General features: G+C 64.3%; 25 protein-coding genes. 21 read left to right on the top strand and 4 right to left on the bottom strand.

Annotated features, from left to right (window positions below):
* Positions 1–13: 13 nt before the first annotated feature.
* From BM388_RS14805 to BM388_RS14785, 5 genes are read left to right on the top strand one after another with little or no spacing between them, the layout of a single operon-like run.
* The gene (locus BM388_RS14805; RefSeq protein ID WP_089851528.1) at positions 14–250 is read left to right on the top strand and encodes a hypothetical protein; all 237 of its coding nucleotides are present in this window, start codon (positions 14–16) and stop codon (positions 248–250) included.
* Positions 247–528 carry a hypothetical protein gene (locus BM388_RS14800; protein ID WP_089851526.1) on the top strand — a complete coding sequence of 94 codons (282 nt, stop codon included), beginning with the start codon at positions 247–249 and terminating at the stop codon, positions 526–528. The genes BM388_RS14805 and BM388_RS14800 overlap by 4 nt, the downstream gene beginning before the upstream one ends.
* Positions 525–818, top strand: a complete 294-nt coding sequence (locus tag BM388_RS14795) for a hypothetical protein (protein WP_089851525.1) — start codon at positions 525–527, stop codon at positions 816–818. Before BM388_RS14800 ends, BM388_RS14795 begins: the two co-directional genes overlap by 4 nt.
* Positions 815–1072, top strand: coding sequence for a pyocin activator PrtN family protein (locus BM388_RS14790; protein WP_089851523.1), 258 nt, complete (start codon positions 815–817; stop codon positions 1070–1072). The genes BM388_RS14795 and BM388_RS14790 overlap by 4 nt, the downstream gene beginning before the upstream one ends.
* Positions 1073–1128: 56 nt before the next feature.
* The gene (locus tag BM388_RS14785) at positions 1129–2184 is read left to right on the top strand and encodes a hypothetical protein (protein WP_089851521.1); all 1056 of its coding nucleotides are present in this window, start codon (positions 1129–1131) and stop codon (positions 2182–2184) included.
* Here the strand turns inward: BM388_RS14785 and BM388_RS14780 are convergent.
* From BM388_RS14780 to BM388_RS14770, 3 genes are all read right to left on the bottom strand, one after another.
* Entirely contained in the window at positions 2171–3106 is a 936-nt protein-coding gene (locus BM388_RS14780) for a tyrosine-type recombinase/integrase (RefSeq protein WP_175535117.1), read from the bottom strand. The two genes, BM388_RS14785 and BM388_RS14780, sit on opposite strands and share 14 nt — an antisense overlap.
* A gap of 1429 nt (positions 3107–4535) precedes the next feature.
* Positions 4536–5630 (bottom strand): phage portal protein, encoded by a 1095-nt coding sequence (locus tag BM388_RS14775; RefSeq protein WP_089851517.1) that lies wholly within the window; start codon positions 5628–5630, stop codon positions 4536–4538.
* Entirely contained in the window at positions 5627–7402 is a 1776-nt protein-coding gene (locus BM388_RS14770; protein ID WP_089851515.1) for a terminase large subunit domain-containing protein, read from the bottom strand. The genes BM388_RS14775 and BM388_RS14770 overlap by 4 nt, the downstream gene beginning before the upstream one ends.
* A gap of 146 nt (positions 7403–7548) precedes the next feature.
* On the opposite strand from BM388_RS14770, the gene BM388_RS14765 reads away from it, so the two are divergent.
* The 16 genes from BM388_RS14765 (at position 7549) to BM388_RS14690 (ending at position 17687) form a co-directional block, all read left to right on the top strand.
* On the top strand, positions 7549–8367 hold the full coding sequence (locus BM388_RS14765) for a GPO family capsid scaffolding protein (RefSeq protein WP_089851513.1): 819 nt from the start codon (positions 7549–7551) through the stop codon (positions 8365–8367).
* A gap of 12 nt (positions 8368–8379) precedes the next feature.
* Positions 8380–9390, top strand: coding sequence for a phage major capsid protein, P2 family (locus tag BM388_RS14760; RefSeq protein WP_089851511.1), 1011 nt, complete (start codon positions 8380–8382; stop codon positions 9388–9390).
* Between the two features lie 11 nt (positions 9391–9401).
* Positions 9402–10163 carry a phage terminase small subunit gene (gpM, locus tag BM388_RS14755; protein WP_089851509.1) on the top strand — a complete coding sequence of 254 codons (762 nt, stop codon included), beginning with the start codon at positions 9402–9404 and terminating at the stop codon, positions 10161–10163.
* 107 nt (positions 10164–10270) lie between these two features.
* Entirely contained in the window at positions 10271–10744 is a 474-nt protein-coding gene (locus BM388_RS14750) for a head completion/stabilization protein (RefSeq protein ID WP_089851507.1), read from the top strand.
* A complete protein-coding gene (locus BM388_RS14745) occupies positions 10744–10953 on the top strand; it encodes a tail protein X (RefSeq protein ID WP_342714257.1) in 210 nt (69 codons plus the stop codon). The genes BM388_RS14750 and BM388_RS14745 overlap by 1 nt, the downstream gene beginning before the upstream one ends.
* A gap of 12 nt (positions 10954–10965) precedes the next feature.
* A complete protein-coding gene (locus BM388_RS14740) occupies positions 10966–11274 on the top strand; it encodes a hypothetical protein (protein WP_089851505.1) in 309 nt (102 codons plus the stop codon).
* Positions 11271–12083 (top strand): N-acetylmuramidase domain-containing protein, encoded by an 813-nt coding sequence (locus BM388_RS14735; protein WP_089851503.1) that lies wholly within the window; start codon positions 11271–11273, stop codon positions 12081–12083. The genes BM388_RS14740 and BM388_RS14735 overlap by 4 nt, the downstream gene beginning before the upstream one ends.
* Positions 12080–12517, top strand: coding sequence for a holin family protein (locus tag BM388_RS14730; protein ID WP_089851501.1), 438 nt, complete (start codon positions 12080–12082; stop codon positions 12515–12517). The genes BM388_RS14735 and BM388_RS14730 overlap by 4 nt, the downstream gene beginning before the upstream one ends.
* Positions 12514–12996 (top strand): phage tail protein, encoded by a 483-nt coding sequence (locus BM388_RS14725; protein ID WP_089851499.1) that lies wholly within the window; start codon positions 12514–12516, stop codon positions 12994–12996. Before BM388_RS14730 ends, BM388_RS14725 begins: the two co-directional genes overlap by 4 nt.
* Entirely contained in the window at positions 12993–13451 is a 459-nt protein-coding gene (locus BM388_RS14720; RefSeq protein ID WP_089851497.1) for a phage virion morphogenesis protein, read from the top strand. Before BM388_RS14725 ends, BM388_RS14720 begins: the two co-directional genes overlap by 4 nt.
* Positions 13452–13537: 86 nt before the next feature.
* Positions 13538–14194 (top strand): phage baseplate assembly protein V, encoded by a 657-nt coding sequence (locus BM388_RS14715; RefSeq protein ID WP_217641083.1) that lies wholly within the window; start codon positions 13538–13540, stop codon positions 14192–14194.
* A complete protein-coding gene (locus tag BM388_RS14710) occupies positions 14194–14535 on the top strand; it encodes a GPW/gp25 family protein (RefSeq protein WP_089851495.1) in 342 nt (113 codons plus the stop codon). Before BM388_RS14715 ends, BM388_RS14710 begins: the two co-directional genes overlap by 1 nt.
* Positions 14532–15443, top strand: coding sequence for a baseplate assembly protein (locus BM388_RS14705; protein WP_089851493.1), 912 nt, complete (start codon positions 14532–14534; stop codon positions 15441–15443). The genes BM388_RS14710 and BM388_RS14705 overlap by 4 nt, the downstream gene beginning before the upstream one ends.
* Positions 15436–16065, top strand: coding sequence for a phage tail protein I (locus BM388_RS14700; RefSeq protein ID WP_089851491.1), 630 nt, complete (start codon positions 15436–15438; stop codon positions 16063–16065). Before BM388_RS14705 ends, BM388_RS14700 begins: the two co-directional genes overlap by 8 nt.
* Before the next feature lie 33 nt (positions 16066–16098).
* Positions 16099–17109 (top strand): phage tail protein, encoded by a 1011-nt coding sequence (locus BM388_RS14695; protein WP_089851489.1) that lies wholly within the window; start codon positions 16099–16101, stop codon positions 17107–17109.
* A complete protein-coding gene (locus BM388_RS14690) occupies positions 17109–17687 on the top strand; it encodes a DUF4376 domain-containing protein (RefSeq protein ID WP_089851488.1) in 579 nt (192 codons plus the stop codon). The genes BM388_RS14695 and BM388_RS14690 overlap by 1 nt, the downstream gene beginning before the upstream one ends.
* A 237-nt stretch (positions 17688–17924) precedes the next feature.
* On the opposite strand, the gene BM388_RS17660 is transcribed toward BM388_RS14690, so the two are convergent.
* Positions 17925–18721 (bottom strand): PI-PLC domain-containing protein (locus tag BM388_RS17660; RefSeq protein WP_217641082.1); only part of this gene is annotated, 797 nt, incomplete at its 5' end.

Below are 18721 nucleotides of genomic sequence, written 5' to 3'. Positions count from 1 at the left end.
GGAGGACCGAGCCATGCACCCCGTCACCCGCCACCGGATCACCAGCCTGATCCACACCAGCGCCGACGATGCCCGCATCAGCATGGAGCTGATGCACACCGAGCACGGCGCCGACTACACCCTCGAGGTGGCCAGCGGCGCGATCCTGCGCTTGGAAGTGCTGCAGGCCGAGAAGCTCAGCCACCGCAAGGTGTTCGCCACCGCCGCCCGCAAGGCGCTCAAGGTACTGGAAAAGGGGCCGCTGAAATGACCGCTGCCAACGCCATCGACCCGCGCGACTACGCCATCATCAGGGCCCTCGGGGCCCTGTGCCTGGCCACGCCCAACGTGGAGCTGGCCCGGGCCTACCTTCGCGACGCCGGTGCTGGCGAGCGCATTCACCATGCGGCCCAGGTGCAGCGCTGCCAGCAGGCGCTCGCTCAGGGCAAGGCCCGCCGCGTCAGCGATCAGACCATCGAGATCGCCTTTCCCAGCTGCCGGCTGGCCTGTGTGTTCGAGGAGCTGCTTCAGGAGGATGCCCGGCAATGACTCAACCAGCACCGAAAGGCGGACGGCTGGCTCGGCAAGCCGCCATGCTCTGCCAGGATCCAGCCTTCCGGCTCTACCTGGACCGCCGCCGGCGTCACAAGCAGGGCCTCACCGAGGCCCAGCTACCCGACGGCACCCACAACGAGCAGGACGCCCGCGACTGGCTCTGCGCCGCCTGTCAGATCGAGAGCCGCGCCGAGCTCGACCACAACCCCACCGCCGCGGCAATGCTCCGCACCATCAAGCAGCGCTTCACCCACTGGAAGACCCGACAAGGAGCCCTGGCATGAACACCTACTTCGGACTGCTCGCCGAGTTCGACGGCCGCGCCGAGCTGCCGCTCGATGAAGTCGCCCCGCGCTACTTCGGCATCAGCCCCCGCACCGCCAGCGTGCGCGCCGGCGCCCAGGCCCTGCCGGTACCGGCCTACCGCGCCGGCGATTCGCAGAAGTCGCCCTGGCTGGTCAGCGCCGTGGATCTCGCCAAGTACCTGGACGAGAAGCGCGCCGAGGCGCATGAGATGTGGAAGCGGGTGAATACCTAAGTCATCATAGGTACAAGATAAACTCTAACCCACTGTCAGATCTCGAAGTGAAGGCCATGAACAAACTTAACCTTTTTGAGCCGGTAGTAGAGGAAGAAAAGCTGCATGAGAATTTCAAAAAAATCCTTACACCAGGCTATGAATCACAAAGAAAAATTCTTGATGAGCGGGCCTCTGGATTCATTGACAGAGATGGGAAACTAACAACCGAGCTTCAAACCACATTCAACTCAACATTTTGGGAAATCTACCTCTTCGCGGTCTTCAAGTCCTACGAAACAAAAATCAACTTTGACCACAGCACCCCCGATTTTTATCTAAAAAAAAGGGGGCTGGAATTCATCGTAGAAGCCACAACCGCAAATACAGCCAAAGGTAAAGCCCATGAATGGGAGAAGACCATAGAAGATGCAATGGAAAAACAAAGCACTGAAGAAATAAACAAAGAAGCCATCGTAAGACTATCTAACGCTCTACACTCAAAAACAACAAAATTCAGGGAAAAATACTGCAGGCTAGCACAGGTAATCAACAGACCTTTCGTTGTAGCCATAGCCCCCTTTGAGCAAAAATTTTTTAATTTGCAATATGACAGACCTATTAGAGCATTACTATGTGGGGAATATATCGATGAAGCCAGCTTCCTTGAAAACCCTGAAAAGTTCCCCTATGGTCCACCCAAGATCAATGTGTCAAGCATAAAAAAAGAGAATGGCGCAAAAATAAATCTTGGGCTCTTTAATGAAAAATCTTATGAAGAGGTCAGCGCAGTAATTTTCAGTTGCACCGCCACATGGGGAAAGGTCTGCGCCATGGACAAAGAATCCGACAAAACAATTGTTCAATATCTCTGGGCATCAGGACCAAACGGAGCACCTGAACGCAGCATTGAAAAAACACCAAATACCCGCGAAGAAATACATGATGGACTAATGGTTTTCCATAACCCTCACGCGATAAACCCTTTACCGCTCGATATTTTCCGAAGGCATAGAGTAGCCCAACACTACTATAGCGCTCAATCAGGAGAATGGATCGCAGAGGGTATGCAAAACGCATTGCTTCATCGCATGCCTATCACTTTGGCAACCAGTGGTGTCAACGAAGAATAAGAAGCTCTGGGCGCAAGTGAGTATAGCGTTTCAGCACGTCCCAGCTCTCATGCAGGGTGAACTGCTGCACCTCCACGATCTCATACCCCGCCTCGAACAGCCGCGACGTCGCCTCATGGCGCAGGTCGTGAAAGCGTAGATCCTCGATGCCGCAGGCAGCGCAGGCGGCGCGCCAACGCGTGCCGATCGACTTTCCGTGGTAGGGGAAGATCCGCTCTTCGCCTTGGGCCCGCGGCTGCCGACGGATGATGGCCATGGCCTCATGGCTGAGCTTGAATCGCTTGTGGTTGCCCCACTTCTGCCGGGGGTGCTTGGCGTCACGCACCCAGCAGGTCATCGCCTTCTCGTCCAGGTCCGACCACAGCAGCCGGGTGATCTCCTCCTGGCGCCTCGAGGAGGCGATGGCGAAGTCCATGATGTCTTCCATCGGGATGATCGCGCTCGGCCGGATCCGCTGCGAGCGCTGGAAATAGGCACGGATCCGCTCGATCTCGTTATCGGTTGGCCGCCGGCTTCGTGATCCCGGCCTCGAGACCAGCCCCTTGCTGCGCATCAGCAGCTTGGCCGATTCGAACTCGCCAAGGTCCACCGGCATCTTCCAGGCGGCCACCGCGGTCTTGAGGATGATGCCGAGCCAGGTGATGTCCTGGTTGATGGTCGAGGGCTTGATCCCACTGCTCCGGCGCATCACCGCGTGCTCGATGACCTGCTCGCTGGTCAGCTCGGTGACCTTCACCCGAGCGATCGGAAAACGTTGCATCTGCTTGATCGTCGCCCGCTTGGAGCGGCCGGCATCCTGGGCGAACTCATGCAGGTAGCGCTCGATGGCATCGTCCAAGGTCACGCCGCGCCACTTCGCCGAGAGAATGCCGCCGGGGCTGCTGAGCTCGAGCTCGCGGCGCTTGGCCCACTCCTCTGCCATCGCCTTCCTGGGGAACGTCCGCGACTCAGAGTGGTCTGGTTGCCCACGGCGGGCGATGCGGATCTGGGCTAGGTATGAGAAACTGCCGTCCTTTCGCCGACGCTTCCTGATCGTCGCCACGCGAACCTCCCGATGTACCAAATTGCCACGGCCCCGTGTGCCAAAAATGTACCAACGCATGGCGAAAAACAGGGCTCAACCACTGTAAATATGTACAGTTATGACAGATAAGGCAACAACCACAACCCGCATGGATACTGGCACCGCGCGCCCCGCGCTGGACAGGACTTTCTCCGTCGCGCCTATGATGGATAGGAACTAAGCCCCGCCATTCCGGCATTCATTGCCATCACGTACCAAATTTCTACCAGCAACTTTTCCTTTTCTCCTCGCGAACCTCGTTGGTTTTCGTGATGTGATGCGTGCGCGTGTGGGACGCGTGCGTGCACATCATGCGCGGGGCAGTTCTAGAATCCGTGGGGGGCTCGGAAAAAGGTAACAAAAGTAATGGCATGCCGAAAAATGACGTAGGCACTTGATATTAAAGGCGTTAAAACGGGTGTCCAAAAGGTAACAAAAAGGTGATGAAAAGGTGATGCGTTACCTTTTTGAATGGTCACAGAGAGAGATTTCTCTATCCTTTAAAATCAATGACTTGGCAGCCCGTTACCTTTTGCAGTACCTCTTGTTACCTTTTAAAGGTAACGATAGAAATCAATAGAATCAGATAGATACAAGCAGAAATCGGCCAAGTTACCGATGTTACCTTTTTCCGAGCCCCCCTCACCTTCTCAGATTGGCCCGCAAGCGCTGCGGGAACCTCCATAGCCGCCATTTTGCATAAAAACGCATGCCGCCACAGGCACTTAGGTCGCGATGTCCTACCTGTACCGCCGGGCTATCGGCCATAGTGCCTACATGCATAAAAACAAAAATACTTAGAGCGCAGGCGGGGCGGGGTGTCGACGGCGCGCGGCGGGCTGTGACCGGCAGGGTCTTCACCTACCCTTCTTTGATGAGCACATAGCAATTGGAGGTGCTGAGATGCGGGCCACAGCATGGTCGAATGGAAAGAATCAATACGGGATCAGAGTCGGCATGAAGAACCGTCGACTGCATTTTCTAACTGAATGGGAATCGATCACTGTCTTCATCGATGGCCAGCCTCACAAGTTTAAGCTCACCTCGGGGTTCTGGAACCAGTGTCCCGAGTTTCGGGATTCTTCTGAACCGGTGATCAAGTCATGGCTTGCACGCCAAGAGGCATTGGAATGGCCGAAGGGGAAACCACCGGTATTCGACTTACAACCGCTGGGAGGGAATCGATTTTCGTTGGAGAAGGTCTGAGCCGAGGCTGCCGCGCGGGCGCGCGAGAAGGCCGCCCGGTTGGACGGCCTGGTGATCGGGATGGCTGGGGAACTCGGCGGTGCTACTTCGTCGGATCGAGCTGCGGGCCGTTGGCCTCCCCGTCGAGCGAGTAGGGCCGGAAGCGCACAACCTCTTCGCCGACGACCTCGTTGATCTCCATCATGGCGGCCTGCAGCGGCTCGAGCTCGTTGGCGACGAATACCCGCGCGGCCTTCTCGACGTCGCCGAAGCCGCCGGTGTTGCTGGGGATGATGCCCATCAGCTGCGGCGGGATCCGGTGGCCGGCGAGCTGGTCGTCCCGGGTGATGTTCTTGATGTTCCAGAACTCGTCCTTCGCCGCGACCTCCGAGACGGGGATCACCTGGACCCCGTCCTTCTTCCCCCCGGGGGAGTAGAGAAACAGGTTCCGGAAGTTGCCGGGGCCCTTGCTGTCCTTGAGTGCCTGGCGCATGGCGTCGATGTCCTGCTTGTTATGGGCGGCATCGTTGACGTACATGATGAAGCCGGCATGGCTGCCGTTGAGGTAGTAGCGCCGTCGGAACAGGGTGGCGCTCTCGTTAAGCCAGGCCGACTGCAGGCTGCCGATGTAGTCCGGCACGCCGTAGATGCCCTGGTCGATGTCGGGTTCGAGCAAGTGGATCACCCGCCCCGCCGGCAGCTCGACCCGGTCGACGAAATTGGGTACCCACCAGTAGCGGTCGGCATTGAGCCCGCCCCGGCGCATGTAGCGGCTGCGCAGGTGGCGAAACGGCAGCCGCTTGCCCAGCCGGCCGAACACTTCCTCGAGGTAGGCGTTGCCGAACACCAGGTAGTCAAGGGCCAGGCCGCTGAACGCCTGGCGGCCCAGCAGCGGGTGCGGCTCGAAGGTGCGCAGCAGGATGTTGCGCTTCACCTGCATGGCACTGCCGTGGTGGGCGGTGGCCCGGTAGCTCTTGGCCAGCACGTCCAGCGGGATCGGCGGCTCGTACCACTCGTCGGCCGAGAGCCACAGCCCTTCGTAGAAGAAGTCGCGCATGCTGGTGACCGGCTCGGGGTCGCCGAAGCTGAACGCCTCGGCCCGGCCCGGCGCGGCGGCCGGGGCTGCAGTCGCGCCAGGCTCGTCGACCCGGTAGGCCGGCACGCGCACGCGGGGTTTGTCGGTGGCGGTGTCGCTCATTCGAAGATCTCCATCATGGATCGCCCGGCGTCCTCCGCCGGGCCGTCGATTGGCTCGTGGTGCAGGGCGTGCATGGTGGCCCAGGCCAGGTCGGCGTGGCCGGTCGCCTGGCTGCGCCCGCTGGTGTAGGTGAACTGGCGGCCCGAGGCGGTCAGCTCGCGCTTGATGGCCATGAACGACTGGGCGAGATCCGACCAGCCGGCGTCGAACTCGAGGCGCCCCTTGCGCATGATCTGCTGGGCCTGCATCACCATGCGGCTCTTCACGTCGGGGCTGTACTGGTAGCGCGCCACGGTGGGGAACCACTTCTCGACGTGCTCGGCCACCGCCTCGCCCAGCCCGCTGACGTCGATGCCGATGTGATCGATCTGGTAGCGCGCCTCGAAGCTGCGGATGAATGCCGCCTGCGCCTCGTAGTCCTGGCCCTTGAGCCGGTGGCGCTCCAGTATCCGGTGCGGTTCCTCGGCGCTACGCGAGGGTAGCACCACCACCAGGCCGGCGCCGTCGCCATCCTCGCCGGTGCCGGTCGGGTCGTAGCCGAGCCACACCCCGCGCTCGCCCACCGGGCGCGGCGCGAAGGGCCGGTAGTCGTCCCACACTTCCCAGCTGTCGACCATGCACGGGTGCACCATCGCCAGCGGGAAGGCGCTCTGGCTATCGTCGACGAACTCGCACATCAGCAGGTTCGCGAACTCGTCCTCGCTGTACTCCAGGCGCAGCTGCTCGAGGTCGAAGAGATCGCAGCCGCCGGCGATGGCGTCCTCCACGGTGACGATCTGGCGCCACTGGCCGTCGGGGCACAGCTTGCCGCCGGCGAGCGCCTCGCGGCTGACGTCGAAGGCCTGACGGTCGGCCTTCTTGCGCCGCTTGTTGAACATCTCCCCGGTCCAGAACGGATAGGCCTCGTGACCGATGCTCGAGGGCGTCGAGAAGTAGGTCTGGCGCCATTTCTTGTGCATCGCCATGCCGCTGGTGACCTTGCGGAACTCGGCGAAGCGGCCGATCCAGAAGTACTCGTCGAGGTAGACGTCGCCGTGATAGCCCTGGGCGGTCTTCGAGTTGGTGCCCAGGAAGTGCAGCTCGGCGCCGTTGTCCAGCACCAGGGGGTCGCCCTTGAGCTCGACGTCGCACACCTCCTTCACGAACTGGACGATGTAGTTCTTGAAGATGTGCGCCTGCGCCTTCGAGGCCGAGAGGAAGATCTTGTTGCGGCCCTGCTCGAAGGCATCGACGATCGCCTCGCGGGCGAAGAAGAAGGTCGCGCCGATCTGGCGGCTCTTGAGGATGTTGCGGATGCGGTGTTTCTGGCCCGCCTCGTACCAGTCCAGCTGGTACTGAAAGCACGTATCCAGGAAGGCCGCGCGCAGCTGCTCGATCTGCTCCTCGTCGAGGAAGTTGCGCCGCTGCTTGCGCCGCGGCGCCTCGTTGCGCGCGTTGATGTTGGGGTTGAGGTCCGCCTCGCGGCCGGTCGCCTCGTACTTGTGCACCCGCGCCAGGCGCTCGATCTGCCGGCCCAGCAGGTCGATCTCCTTGAAGTCCTTGCCCTCCTTGCCCTCCTTGCTGATCAGCTGCACCAGCCGCGCCTCGAGCGCGCCCTCCACCCGCTGGCTGGGCGAGGCCTCGTCCCAGCCATCGCGCTGTTTCCAGCTGTGCACGGTGGGCGGCTTCTCGCCCAGGAACTCGGCAATACGCGCCACGCGCCACCCCTGCCAGTAGAGATGGCGGGCGGTCACACGCGGTGAATCGAGGGTGTCGGCAGGCATCGTCGTCATGCCGCCAGCCTAACCGCGCGCGCGAATCGCCCACGGCCGGGCGCGTTGTGGATAAGGCGCCTACAACGCCACAACGTTGAGGCCATGACCGGCCGCGCGGAACCTGACGGCAACGTACCGCCGAGCAACCAGCAGAGGCCTCCGCCATGTTCCGGATCGCCACAGAAGGCGCCACCACCGACGGCCGCAAGATCTCACGCGAGTGGATCGAGCAGATGGCCAAGAATTTCGACCCCGCCGTTTACGGTGCCCGCGTCTGGATGGAGCACATGCGCGGCATGTTCGCCGACGGCCCCTTCCCCGCCCTGGGCGACGTCACCAAGCTCGAGGCCCGCGAGGTCGACGGCAAGCTCGCACTGTTCGCCGAGATCGACCCTACCGACCGGCTCAAGCAGATGAACCAGGAGCGCCAGAAGGTCTACACCTCCATCGAGGTGGATCCCGAGTTCGCCGACACCGGCGAGGCCTACCTGGTCGGCCTGGCCGTCACCGATTCCCCGGCGAGCCTCGGCACCGACATGCTCTCTTTCAGCGCCCAGCAGGGCGAAAACTCGCCGTTGGCCGCCCGCAAGCAGTCGGCGCACAACGTCTTCACCGCCGCCCTGGAGACCGAGCTCGACTTCTCCGAGCAGGCAGACGACACGCCCCCGGCCGACAAGGGCCCGAGCCTCGCCGATCGCGTCAAGGCGCTGTTCAAGAAGCACGACGCCAAGACCGATGCCGGCTTCGCCGCCTTCCGCAGCGAACTCGAGCAGACCCTCGAGCTCTTTGTGCAGAAGCACCAGGCCCTGGCCGCCGATCTCGCCGGACGCCCCAGCGCCGAGGCCTTCGCCGAGCTGCAGACCGCCCACGCCGAGACGCAGCGCCGCCTCGACGAGCTCTACACCGCGCTCGACAACGAACCGACCACCCCGCCCCGCGCCCCCGCCACCGGCGGCGGGAACGCCATGCTGACCGACTGCTAAGGACCGCCGCCCATGCGCAACGATACCCGCAAGAACTTCAACGCCCTGCTCTCCCGCGTGGCCCAGCTTTCCGGCGTGCCCAGCGCCGCCGAGAGCTTCGCCGTGGAGCCCAGCGTGCAGCAGACCCTGGAATCCAAGATCCAGGAGTCCAGCGAATTCCTCGGCCGCATCAACATGGTCGGCGTCGACGAGCTCAAGGGCGAGAAACTCGGCCTCGGCGTCTCCGGTCCGATCGCCGGCCGCACCGACGTCTCCCTCAACGATCGCAGCCCGCGCGACCTATCCACCCTGGAGGCCAACGGCTACGAGTGCGTCTCCACCGAGTTCGACACCTTCCTGCCCTGGTCCAAGCTCGACGCCTGGGCCAAGTTCGCCGACTTCCAGACCCGCGTGCGCAACGCCATCGTTCGCCAGCAGGCGCTGGACCGCATCATGATCGGCTTCAACGGCACCAGCGCCGCCGTGGCCACCGATCGCGTTACCAACCCGCTGCTCCAGGACGTCAACATCGGCTGGCTGCAGAAGTACCGCACCGATGCCCCGGCCCGGGTGCTCACCGAGGTGGTGGCCTCTTCCGGCCAGGTCACCGTCGGCAGCGGCGGCGACTACGAGAACCTCGACGCCCTGGTCTTCGACGCCGTCAACGAGATGGTCGAGCCTTGGTACCGCGAGTCCACCGACCTGGTGGCGATCATGGGCCGCAAGCTGCTCGCCGATAAGTACTTCCCGCTGATCAGCACCCACGCCGGCACGCCCTCCGAGGCCCAGGCGCTGGACATGCTCGTCAGTCAGAAGCGCGTCGGCGGCCTGCAGGCGGTGCGCGCGCCCTTCGTGCCCGACGGCATGATCTTCGTAACCAGCCTGGAGAACCTCTCGCTTTACTGGCAGCAGGGCAGCCGCCGCCGCTACATCAAGGACAAGCCCGAGCGTAAGCGGGTCGAGAACTACGAGTCCTCCAACGACGCCTACGTCGTCGAGGACTACGGCTTCGGCTGCCTGGTCGAGAACATCAACTTCATCTAAGGAGTGGGCCCATGACCGACCAGACCCGGCACGAACAGAAAGCGCCCGAGCGCAAGGCGCCCAAGCTCAGCCCCGCCCGTCGGCACTTCCAGCGAGCCACCGCCGCCCAGGCGGCGGGGGCCGCCGATCCCCGCGCCGCCCAGACCGGCGAGCAGTATGAGCTGCACGCCGCCGCCCTTTGGGAGGCCCGCCGCACCCTCAAGGGCATCAAGAGCCTCGAGGCCAAGGTCGAGAAGAAGCGCGAGCTGCTGCCCGAGTTCGAGGCCTACGTGGCCGGCGTGCTCGAGGGCGGCAACGGCGCCGCTGACGACGTGCTGATGACCGTGATGCTGTGGCGCCTCGACGTTGGGGATCTTGCCGGCGGCATCGAGGTCGCCGAGTACGCCCTGCGCTACGGCCTGGACACCCCCGACCGCTTCGAGCGCGACACCGCCTCGATCGTCGCCGAGCAGACGGCCGAGGAAGCGCTGGCCCGGCTCGAGGCCACCGAGGGCGACGCCCTGCCCCTGGTCGCTGCCGAGCTGGTCATGCACCTCTCGCGCGCCGAGGCCCTGACCGCCGACGCCGACATGCACGACCAGATCCGCGCCAAGCTGCACAAGGCGCTGGGCTACGCCTACCGCGACAAGGGCGGCCACCTGGACGACGCCCTCGAGCACCTGCGCCGCGCCCTGCAGCTCAACGATCGCGCCGGCGTCAAGAAGGACATCGAGCGCCTCGAGCGCGAGCTGAAGCACCAGAACGCCACCGGCCAGGGCAACGCCCCGGCCTGACGCCACCGAGTCGCACGCCGACGCCAAGGGGGCGCCGGGGGAGAGCGGACCACGGTCCCATCTCGTCGATCCCGGCCCACCCCCTTCCTTCACCTTGAGGCCCGGCCATGTCGTCACTGATCTCCTACGACACCGGTGAGACCACCACCCCGCCGGATGCGCTCGTCAACAACGGCTTCTGGCCCGACATCGACCCCGCCGCCTTCCGCGATGCCGAGCGCGTCGACGGCACCGTGACCGAGCCGCGCCTCACCCACGCCCTGGGCGTCGCCCTCGCCGACGTCAACCGCCAGCTCGCCGACTGGCAGCAGGCCCGCCAGGACGACGGCGCGACCAGCGTCAATGACGTCGCCGCCCCGAGCTGGGCCGCCGACGGACACTACGTCCTGCTCTACCGGCGCGCCCTCTACGCCACCGCCATGGCCAGCTTGATGGAGCGCTACCGCGACTACAGCGCCACCGGGGAAGGCGACGAGCGCGGCGAGGCCAAGGACCTGGCCGCCGACGACTACCGCCGCGACGCCCGCTGGGCCGTGGCCGAGATCCTCCACGAGCGCCACACCACCGTGGAGCTGATCTAGTGCCCACCGTGCGCACCCACCAGGGCGAGACCCTGGACGCGCTCTGCTATCGCGTGCTCGGCAGCACCGCCGGCGTCACCGAGCAGGCGCTCGAATTGAACCCCGGGCTCGCCGAGCTCGGGTCGATCCTTCCCCACGGCACCCTGGTCGAGCTGCCGGAAGAGCCGCCGACGGCTGCCGTGGTCGACACCGTCCAACTCTGGACCTGACATGAGGACTGCATGGCGGAAAGCACCGTGACTTCTTCCCTCTTTGAACGCCACCTGCAGACCGGCATCCAGCTCACCCTGGTCGCCCTGCTCGCCTGGGCGGGACTCAAGCTGGTCACGCTCGGCGAGCACACCGCCGTGCTGCGCGAACGCCTGGTCTACCAGGGAGAGCAGATCTCTAGCCTGCGCCGCGACCTTCGCGACTGGAGCGACCTCTACTACCGCAAGGCTGATGCCAGCCGCGAGATCGGCACCCTTCAAGACCGCATTACTCGGCTCGATGGCCGCGTCAGTCAGCTCGAGGAGGAAAGCCGCCCATGACCCTGCACTACGGAAGTACCGGCCCCGCCGTCGAACGCCTGCAGAACGACCTGAGACGGCGCGGCTTCGGCCTCACCGCCGACGGCATCTATGGCCCCGCCACCGAGACCGCCGTGCGCGCCTTCCAGCGCGAGCAGGGCCTGGTCATCGACGGCCTCGCCGGCCGCAAGACCCAGCGCGCCCTGCAGCAGGGCCGCGACCCCAAGGCGCTGCGCCAGGCGGACCTGGTCGGTGCCGCCGAGACGCTCGAGGTCGAGCTCGCCGCCATGATGGCCGTCAACGAGGTCGAGTCCCGCGGGGTCGGCTTCCATCACGGCGGGCCGAGAAACGGCGCCCCGGTGATCCTCTTCGAGCGCCACATCATGCGCCGACGCCTCGAGCACCACGGCATCAGCCCCAAGCCCTGGGAGAGCCGCACCCCCAACCTGGTCAACCGCCACCCCGGCGGCTACCAGGGCGGACCCCACGAGCACGGCCGCCTGGCGCGTGCCGGAGAGATCCACGCCGAGGCAGCCATCGAGTCGGCCAGCTGGGGGCTTTTCCAGATCATGGGCTTCCACTGGCAGCACCTCGGCTACAGCAGCGCCCGCGTCTGGGAGGAGGCAATGCGGGCCAGCGAGGGCCGCCAACTCGAGGCCTTCGTGAGCTTCATCGAGTCCGACCATGCCCTGCATGCCGCCCTGCGACACCGCGACTGGCGCGACTTCGCCCGGCGCTACAACGGCCCCGACTTCGAGCGCAACGACTACGACACCAGGCTCGATGCCGCCTACCGGCGCCACGCCCGCGCCCTGGAGCGTGTGGCATGAACCTGATCGCCAACATCCTCGGCACCGTCGCCGGCCCGGTGATGGAGGTCATCGACCAGGCCGTCACCGACAAGGACCAGGCCGCCCGGCTCAAGGCCGATCTGCAGCGCCGCCTGATCGATCAGCAGGATGCCGGCCTCAAGGCGCGCATGCAGGTGGTGCTCGCCGAGGCCACCGGCGAGAGCTGGCTGCAGCGCAACTGGCGGCCGATCCTGATGCTGGTCATCGTCGCCATCGTCGCCAACAACTACCTGCTCGCCCCCTACCTCGGCGCCATGTTCGGCGTCGGCCTGCACCTCGAGCTGCCCGAGCCGCTGTGGAACCTGATGACCCTGGGCGTGGGCGGCTATATCGCCGGCCGTAGCGGCGAGAAGATCGCCGGCACCCTCAAGGGCAAGCGCGGCAGCTTCCTGGAGGAGGTCGACACCCGATGAAGAAGCTCCACTCGCTGCGCACCTACCTGCTCGCGCGCATCCCCGACCTCTCGCGCAACCCCGACCGGCTGTTGACCTTCATCGAGGACGGCAGCATCGAGTTCCACCGCGGCGCCCACCTCTCGCACCAGTACCTGGTGCCGGTGCGCATCGTGCTCACCGACCACGCCGGCGAGCTCGACACCGTGATCATCCCGCTGCTGCAGTGGCTGTCCCGCTACCAGCCCGACCTGGTGCCCGAGGAGGCCGTGACCTTCCAGGCCGAGCTGCTCGACAACCAGCGCTGGGATCTCGCCATCGACGTCACCCTCACCGAGCGTGTGGTGGCCCTGGTGGACTGCGACGCCGGCACCATCCACGTCGACCACCGCCAGCCCGAGTTCGATATCGACCCCTGCGCCGCCGCCGACTGGCAGCTCTACATCCGCGACGTCGACGCCGACGAGGCCTACACCCTGGCAGCAGAGTGGCAGCAATGACCGACGACCTGGACGCCCTCGAGGACTGGATCGGCCCGCTGATCGAGCGCCTCGAGCCCGGCGAGCGCCGCAAGCTGGCCCGCGACATCGCCCGCACCCTGAGAAAGCGCCAGGCCGCGCGCATCAAGCGCGGCGAGAACCCCGACGGCTCGCCCTTCGCGCCCCGCAAGCCCCAGGCACGCGAGCAGGCCGGCGCCATCCGCCGCGGCGTGATGTTCGCCAAGATCCGCCGGGCCAAGTACCTCAAGGGGCGCGGCATGGCCGACGCCGCCACCGTCGGCTTCGCCGGGCGCGTGGCGCGCATCGCCCGGGTGCATCAGTACGGCCTGCGCGACAACGTCGACCGCAACGGCCCCTGGTACGACTACCCCGAGCGCCGCCTGCTCGGCTACAGCGACGCCGACCGCGCCGTGGTGCGCGACATGATCCTCGAGCGGATCGGCGACGCCCTCTAGCCGCCCGGCGACGCGGTACGTTGTAGCGTCCGCATCCACAACGCCCCCCGCTAGAGCCAACCCCGCCCAGGGGCAACGATGGCGCCATGAGCCAACGCCCCCTGCATAGCGCCGCCGAGCTGCTGCGCCTGATCCACAACTTGGTCCGCCTCGGCACCGTCGCCGAGGTGGACCACGCCCGCGCCCGCGTGCGCGTGGCCACCGGCGAGATCACCACCGCCTGGCTGCCCTGGCTCGAGGCGCGCGCCGGCACCACTCGCACCTGGTCGCCGCCCACCGTCGGCGAGCAGGTGGTGGTGTTCGCCCCCGGCGGCGACATGGTCAGCGCCGTGGTACTGGCCGGCCTCTACCGCACCCAGCACCCCGCGCCCAGCGGCAGCGCCGACGTCTTCCACGCCGTGATGCCCGACGGCGCCGTGCTCGAGTACGACCACGCCGCCAGCCACCTGCAGGCCACCCTGCCCGGCTCGGCCACACTCGCCGCCCAGGGCGACGTCACCGTGACCACCCCGGCCGCGCTCACCGCCACCGCCGGCGGCGGCGCCACGCTCAACGCCGACACCGTGATCAACGGCAACCTGACCCTGAACGGCAACTTCAGCCAGCCCGGCGGGCAGACCGCCACCATCGCCGGCGATGTCGCCTTCACCGGCGCCGTGACCAGCGACGGCAAGGACATCAGCGCGAGCCACCAGCACAGCGGCGTTCAGCCGGGCAGCGGCAACACGGGAGGTGTTATCTGATGACCGGCATGAACGCCAGCAGCGGCCGCGCCCTGGCGGGCCTCGAGCATATCCGCCAGAGCGTGCGCGACATCCTGACCACGCCCCTCGGCTCACGCGTCATGCGCCGCGACTACGGCAGCCTGCTGCCCGAGCTGATCGATCAGCCGCTCACCGATGCCCTGATGCTGCAGGTCTACGCCGCCACCGCCATGGCGCTGATCCGCTGGGAGCCGCGCCTGCGCGTCACCGCCGTGCGCCGTAGCGTCAGCGCCTCACGGCCGGGCACCGCCGTGCTCGAGATCGACGGCCAGACCACCGCCGGCGGCCAGCCCATCCGCCTGGAGGTGCCCGTCGCATGAGCGGAACCATCAACCTCTCGCAGCTCCCCGCGCCCACGATCGTCGAGACGCTCGACTTCGAGGAGATCCTCGCCGAGCGCAAGGCGGCGCTGCTCGACCTGGTCGAGGCCAGCCAGCGCGACGCCGTCACCGCCACCCTCGCCCTGGAGAGCGAGCCGCTGACCAAGCTGCTCGAGGAGAGCGCCTACCGCGAGCTGACCTGGCGGCAGCGCGTCAACGAGGCGGCCAAGGCGGTGATGCTCGCCTACAGCCTGGGCGATGACCTCGACCAGCTGGTGGCCAACTTCGAGGTCGAGCGCCTGGTGATCGACGCCGGCGACCCCGACGCCACCCCGCCGGTACCGCCCACCTACGAGAGCGACGAGGACCTGCGCCTGCGCGCCCAACAGGCCTGGGAGGGCCTCAGCGTCGCCGGCCCGCGCGGCGCCTATGTGTTCCACGCCATGAGCGCCGACGGTCGGGTGGCCGATGCCTCCGCCATCAGCCCCAACCCCGCCGAGGCCCTGGTGACTCTGCTCTCCACCGAGGGCGACGGCACCGCCAGCCAGGCGCTGATCGACATCGTCGACGCCGCCCTCTCCGCCGAGGACATCCGCCCGGTGGGCGACCGCCTCACTGTGCAATCGGCCACCATCACCCCCTATACCGTCGACGCCACCCTCTACGTCTACCCGGGGCCCGAACAGGAACCCATCCTCGAGGCGGCCGAGGCCGCCCTGGACGCCTACGTCGGCACCCAGCGGCGCCTGGGCCGCGACATCCGCCTCTCGGCCCTCCATGCCGCCCTGCATGTGGAGGGGGTGCAGCGGGTGGAGCTCGCCGCCCCCGCCGCCGACGTGGTGCTCGATGATACCCAGGCCGCCCACTGCACCGGCACCACCGTGGTGATCGGGGGCAGCGATGAGTGACACGCGCCGCCCGCTGCTGCCGCCCAACGGCACACCCCTGGAGCGCGCCGCGGCCGAGGCCCTGGCCGAGATCCAGCGCGTCCCGGTAGAGCTGCGCCAACTCTGGCACCCCGCCACCTGCCCGGCCCGGCTGCTTCCCTACCTGGCCTGGGCCTTCTCGGTGGACCGCTGGGACCCCGCCTGGACCGAGGCAGCCAGGCGCGAGGTGATCGCCTCTGCGTTCTACGTCCACCAGCGCAAGGGCACGATCTCGGCCCTGCGCCGGGTCGTCGAGCCGCTCGGCTACCTCCTCGAGGTCATCGAGTGGTGGGAGACGAGCCCCGAAGGCACGCCCGGCACCTTCGCGCTCAAGATCGGCGTGCTCGACACCGGCATTACCGATGCCATGTACACCGAGCTCGAGCGCCTGGTCGATGACGCCAAGCCCCTCACCCGCCACATCACCGCCCTGGACATCGCCGGCGAGAGCCAGGGCGTCGTCTACCTCGGCAGCGCCATGTACGACGGTGACGTCACCGCCGTCTATCCCTTCGTCGCCGAAGAGAGCGAGGTGACCGGCATGTTCTACCTGGGCATCGCCACCGACAGCACCGACATCGCCACCGTCTACCCGCAGCCCTGATCGGCCAGGATCGTCACACCACAGGAGACCCACATGGCCCAGTTCTACACCCTGCTCACCGACGTCGGTCAGGCCAAGCTGGCCAACGCCGTCGCCCTGGGCAGCACCATCGACATCACCGAGCTCGCCGTCGGCGACGGCGGGGGCAGCCTGCCCACACCCGACAGCAGCGCCACGGCCTTGGTCAACGAGGTCCGCCGCGCGCCGATCAACACCAGCACCACCGACCCCGACAATCCCAGCTGGATCGTGGTCGAGCAGGTGCTGCCGCCCGACGTCGGCGGCTGGACCATCCGCGAGATTGGCATCTTCGACGTCGACGGCGACCTGATTGGTATCGGCAACTACCCCGAGACCTACAAGCCGGTGCTCGCCGAGGGCAGCTCGCGCACCCAGACCGTGCGCTTCGTGCTCGAGGTCAGCGACACCGCCGCCGTCACCCTCAAGGTCGATCCGTCCGTGGTGCTCGCGACCCGGGAATATGTCGACCAGGAGCGGGCCGAGCACGAGTCAAGCCGCAACCATCCGGCCGCCACCGAAGCGGCCCAGGGTATGTCAGAGATCGCCACCCAGACTGAAACAGATGCCGGCACCGATGATGGACGCTTCGTCACACCAAAGAAGCTAAAGAATTGGGCCGTTCAATGGGTAAAGCAGGCGACAGAATCGGTTGCCGGCATGCTCAAGGTGGCAACTACAACCCAAGTCGATGAAGGCACGGATGACACCACGGCGGTGACGCCAAAAAAGCTGCGGTGGGGGGTGGATTACTCTCTAGGCGGCACCGGCTACATCATTTTCCCTAGCTGGTTGGGCGGACTTATTTTCCAGTGGGGTGTCACCGGCGTCGGTTCTACCAGTCGCCCTGTGACTTTCCCTATCGCATTTCCAACAGCCATTATTAATGTCACCAGCTTTGACCAAGGATGGGCCTCAGGCACTGGGGGAGCTATGTGGGGGCAGACAAACAAGTCAACAACAGGCTTCACAATGCACACGAATATTAGCGCTGAAGGTGGCGCGTATTTCGCCTGGGGGTATTAATGATTTATTTCAGCGCATCAACAAACGCTTTTTATCCGAAAAGCCTTCGTTCAGATTATCAGAGGTCCGGCTCTTGGCCCTCTGACACCATAGAGGTGTCAAAGTCGGATCATGCTATCTACATAGGGGAGCCTCCCGAGGGCATGCAACGTGGCGCCGACGAGAACGGCCGCCCAACTTGGGTGCCGATCCCCCCGATAGATCTCGATACCCTCGCCGCGCGCAAGCGCAGTGAGATCGACACCGCCCGCGACCAGGCCTTCGCCACTGGCTTGCCCTACGACATCGCCGGCGAGCCAGACGTAGTGCAGACCCGCCCCCAGGACCAGATCAACCTGCTAGGGCTCTCCAGCAAAGCACAACGACTGATCGCCGATGGCGTCACCGACCCGGTGATGCCATTCCGCGGCCAGTCCAACGTCACCCGCATGATCACCCCCGAACAGATGGACGCCATGACGCTCGACGCCCTGGCGCACATCGAGGGGATCTACCAGCAGAGCTGGGATTGCAAGGACACCATCAAGGCCGCCCTCGAGGCTGAGGATCGGGAGGGGATCGAGGAGGTGGCATGGTGAAGATTACATAAGGCAGGCCCCAAGTACCGGGGCCTTTTACACTTTGACCTAGCTCACTGAGAGCCTAGCAACGATCTACCATACTCGCGCTTGGTTGATTACACCCTAATCGACGCGCTAGTAAATTTGCGATCAACGGGACATAGACAACACTTAGCCGTAACTACTAACCCCGGAAAATCCGCATAATTCCATTTTTCGCCTATCGCCAAGCAATTTTTTAGCACAATCTTTACATTAATGTAGCCAGTCAGTATAAATTTCAGAGGCTCCCAGATTCAAGTACTTCAGATACTCATCGACACTATTTATTGTATGAACGTAGCTGCGAACCCCCCTTTCATCAAAGGCCTGCTTAGCCAAACCAGCGTCAACTTTGCCACGCGGCATTGTCAATCCATACAAATCCATGTTTTTCAAATGACTTAGAATAGATTCGTTGTCGCCACGGAATCGATACAATGTCCATATAACATTATCAAAACCCAACATTCTGGCCATATAATATTCTGTTGGCTGATACACTTGTGGAACAAATCTGTTTTTAAGCTCCGGGTAGCGTTCGGCTATTAACTTTAGTGCGTTAGCGTTTCTTTCCTTTACATCAGTGACAATTCTGTCTCCTGGATTTTTTTCCATCCAGTGAGCAAGCGATGTGAGCGTACATTTTTCAACATCCGACTTACCGGAAACCAAAGTAATGAATTCATTCAATGAAACAGCCGACTCAGTATTAATTCCAAATGAGCGTTCAAAACTATTGCCCCAGTCATGAATACAAACAAGCTCATCATCTGATGTCCACGATAAGTCAACCTCGAAGAGAGAGTAATTTTCCTTATTGTATTCAAGTGCTTCTATTGAGTTGGTATAAGTTTTTCCGTTATACCCGCCGCCGGCGTGAGCAACCCTTTCGATGCTACTCAAGTTCCTTTGATTGCTGAATTCAAGCAATAAGTGCAGCACCTGCGGTATCCAGGGCTCCTGAGTATTCCCCCAGGAATACCTGTGCCGGTGTCCGATAGCCGAGCCGT

The sequence above is a fragment of the Halomonas saccharevitans genome, from assembly GCF_900116405.1.
GTDB lineage: Bacteria > Pseudomonadota > Gammaproteobacteria > Pseudomonadales > Halomonadaceae > Halomonas > Halomonas saccharevitans.
This window is presented reverse-complemented; position numbering and strand designations above follow the sequence as displayed.

Bases quoted from the DNA above. Each gene is read 5' to 3' on its own strand.
- BM388_RS14690 (WP_089851488.1), top strand. From the start codon at position 17,109: ATGATTTATTTCAGCGCATCAACAAACGCTTTTTATCCGAAAAGCCTT.
- BM388_RS14765 (WP_089851513.1), top strand. From the start codon at position 7,549: ATGTTCCGGATCGCCACAGAAGGCGCCACCACCGACGGCCGCAAGATC.
- BM388_RS14710 (WP_089851495.1), top strand. From the start codon at position 14,194: ATGACCGGCATGAACGCCAGCAGCGGCCGCGCCCTGGCGGGCCTCGAG.
- BM388_RS14795 (WP_089851525.1), top strand. From the start codon at position 525: ATGACTCAACCAGCACCGAAAGGCGGACGGCTGGCTCGGCAAGCCGCC.
- BM388_RS14785 (WP_089851521.1), top strand. From the start codon at position 1,129: ATGAACAAACTTAACCTTTTTGAGCCGGTAGTAGAGGAAGAAAAGCTG.
- BM388_RS14770 (WP_089851515.1), bottom strand. From the start codon at position 7,402: ATGACGACGATGCCTGCCGACACCCTCGATTCACCGCGTGTGACCGCC.
- BM388_RS14740 (WP_089851505.1), top strand. From the start codon at position 10,966: ATGGCGGAAAGCACCGTGACTTCTTCCCTCTTTGAACGCCACCTGCAG.
- BM388_RS14775 (WP_089851517.1), bottom strand. From the start codon at position 5,630: ATGAGCGACACCGCCACCGACAAACCCCGCGTGCGCGTGCCGGCCTAC.
- gpM (WP_089851509.1), top strand. From the start codon at position 9,402: ATGACCGACCAGACCCGGCACGAACAGAAAGCGCCCGAGCGCAAGGCG.
- BM388_RS14695 (WP_089851489.1), top strand. From the start codon at position 16,099: ATGGCCCAGTTCTACACCCTGCTCACCGACGTCGGTCAGGCCAAGCTG.
- BM388_RS14700 (WP_089851491.1), top strand. From the start codon at position 15,436: ATGAGTGACACGCGCCGCCCGCTGCTGCCGCCCAACGGCACACCCCTG.
- BM388_RS14730 (WP_089851501.1), top strand. From the start codon at position 12,080: ATGAACCTGATCGCCAACATCCTCGGCACCGTCGCCGGCCCGGTGATG.
- BM388_RS14790 (WP_089851523.1), top strand. From the start codon at position 815: ATGAACACCTACTTCGGACTGCTCGCCGAGTTCGACGGCCGCGCCGAG.
- BM388_RS14780 (WP_175535117.1), bottom strand. From the start codon at position 3,106: ATGGCAGAGGAGTGGGCCAAGCGCCGCGAGCTCGAGCTCAGCAGCCCC.
- BM388_RS14800 (WP_089851526.1), top strand. From the start codon at position 247: ATGACCGCTGCCAACGCCATCGACCCGCGCGACTACGCCATCATCAGG.
- BM388_RS14750 (WP_089851507.1), top strand. From the start codon at position 10,271: ATGTCGTCACTGATCTCCTACGACACCGGTGAGACCACCACCCCGCCG.
- BM388_RS14715 (WP_217641083.1), top strand. From the start codon at position 13,538: ATGAGCCAACGCCCCCTGCATAGCGCCGCCGAGCTGCTGCGCCTGATC.
- BM388_RS14720 (WP_089851497.1), top strand. From the start codon at position 12,993: ATGACCGACGACCTGGACGCCCTCGAGGACTGGATCGGCCCGCTGATC.
- BM388_RS14705 (WP_089851493.1), top strand. From the start codon at position 14,532: ATGAGCGGAACCATCAACCTCTCGCAGCTCCCCGCGCCCACGATCGTC.
- BM388_RS14760 (WP_089851511.1), top strand. From the start codon at position 8,380: ATGCGCAACGATACCCGCAAGAACTTCAACGCCCTGCTCTCCCGCGTG.
- BM388_RS14805 (WP_089851528.1), top strand. From the start codon at position 14: ATGCACCCCGTCACCCGCCACCGGATCACCAGCCTGATCCACACCAGC.
- BM388_RS14725 (WP_089851499.1), top strand. From the start codon at position 12,514: ATGAAGAAGCTCCACTCGCTGCGCACCTACCTGCTCGCGCGCATCCCC.
- BM388_RS14735 (WP_089851503.1), top strand. From the start codon at position 11,271: ATGACCCTGCACTACGGAAGTACCGGCCCCGCCGTCGAACGCCTGCAG.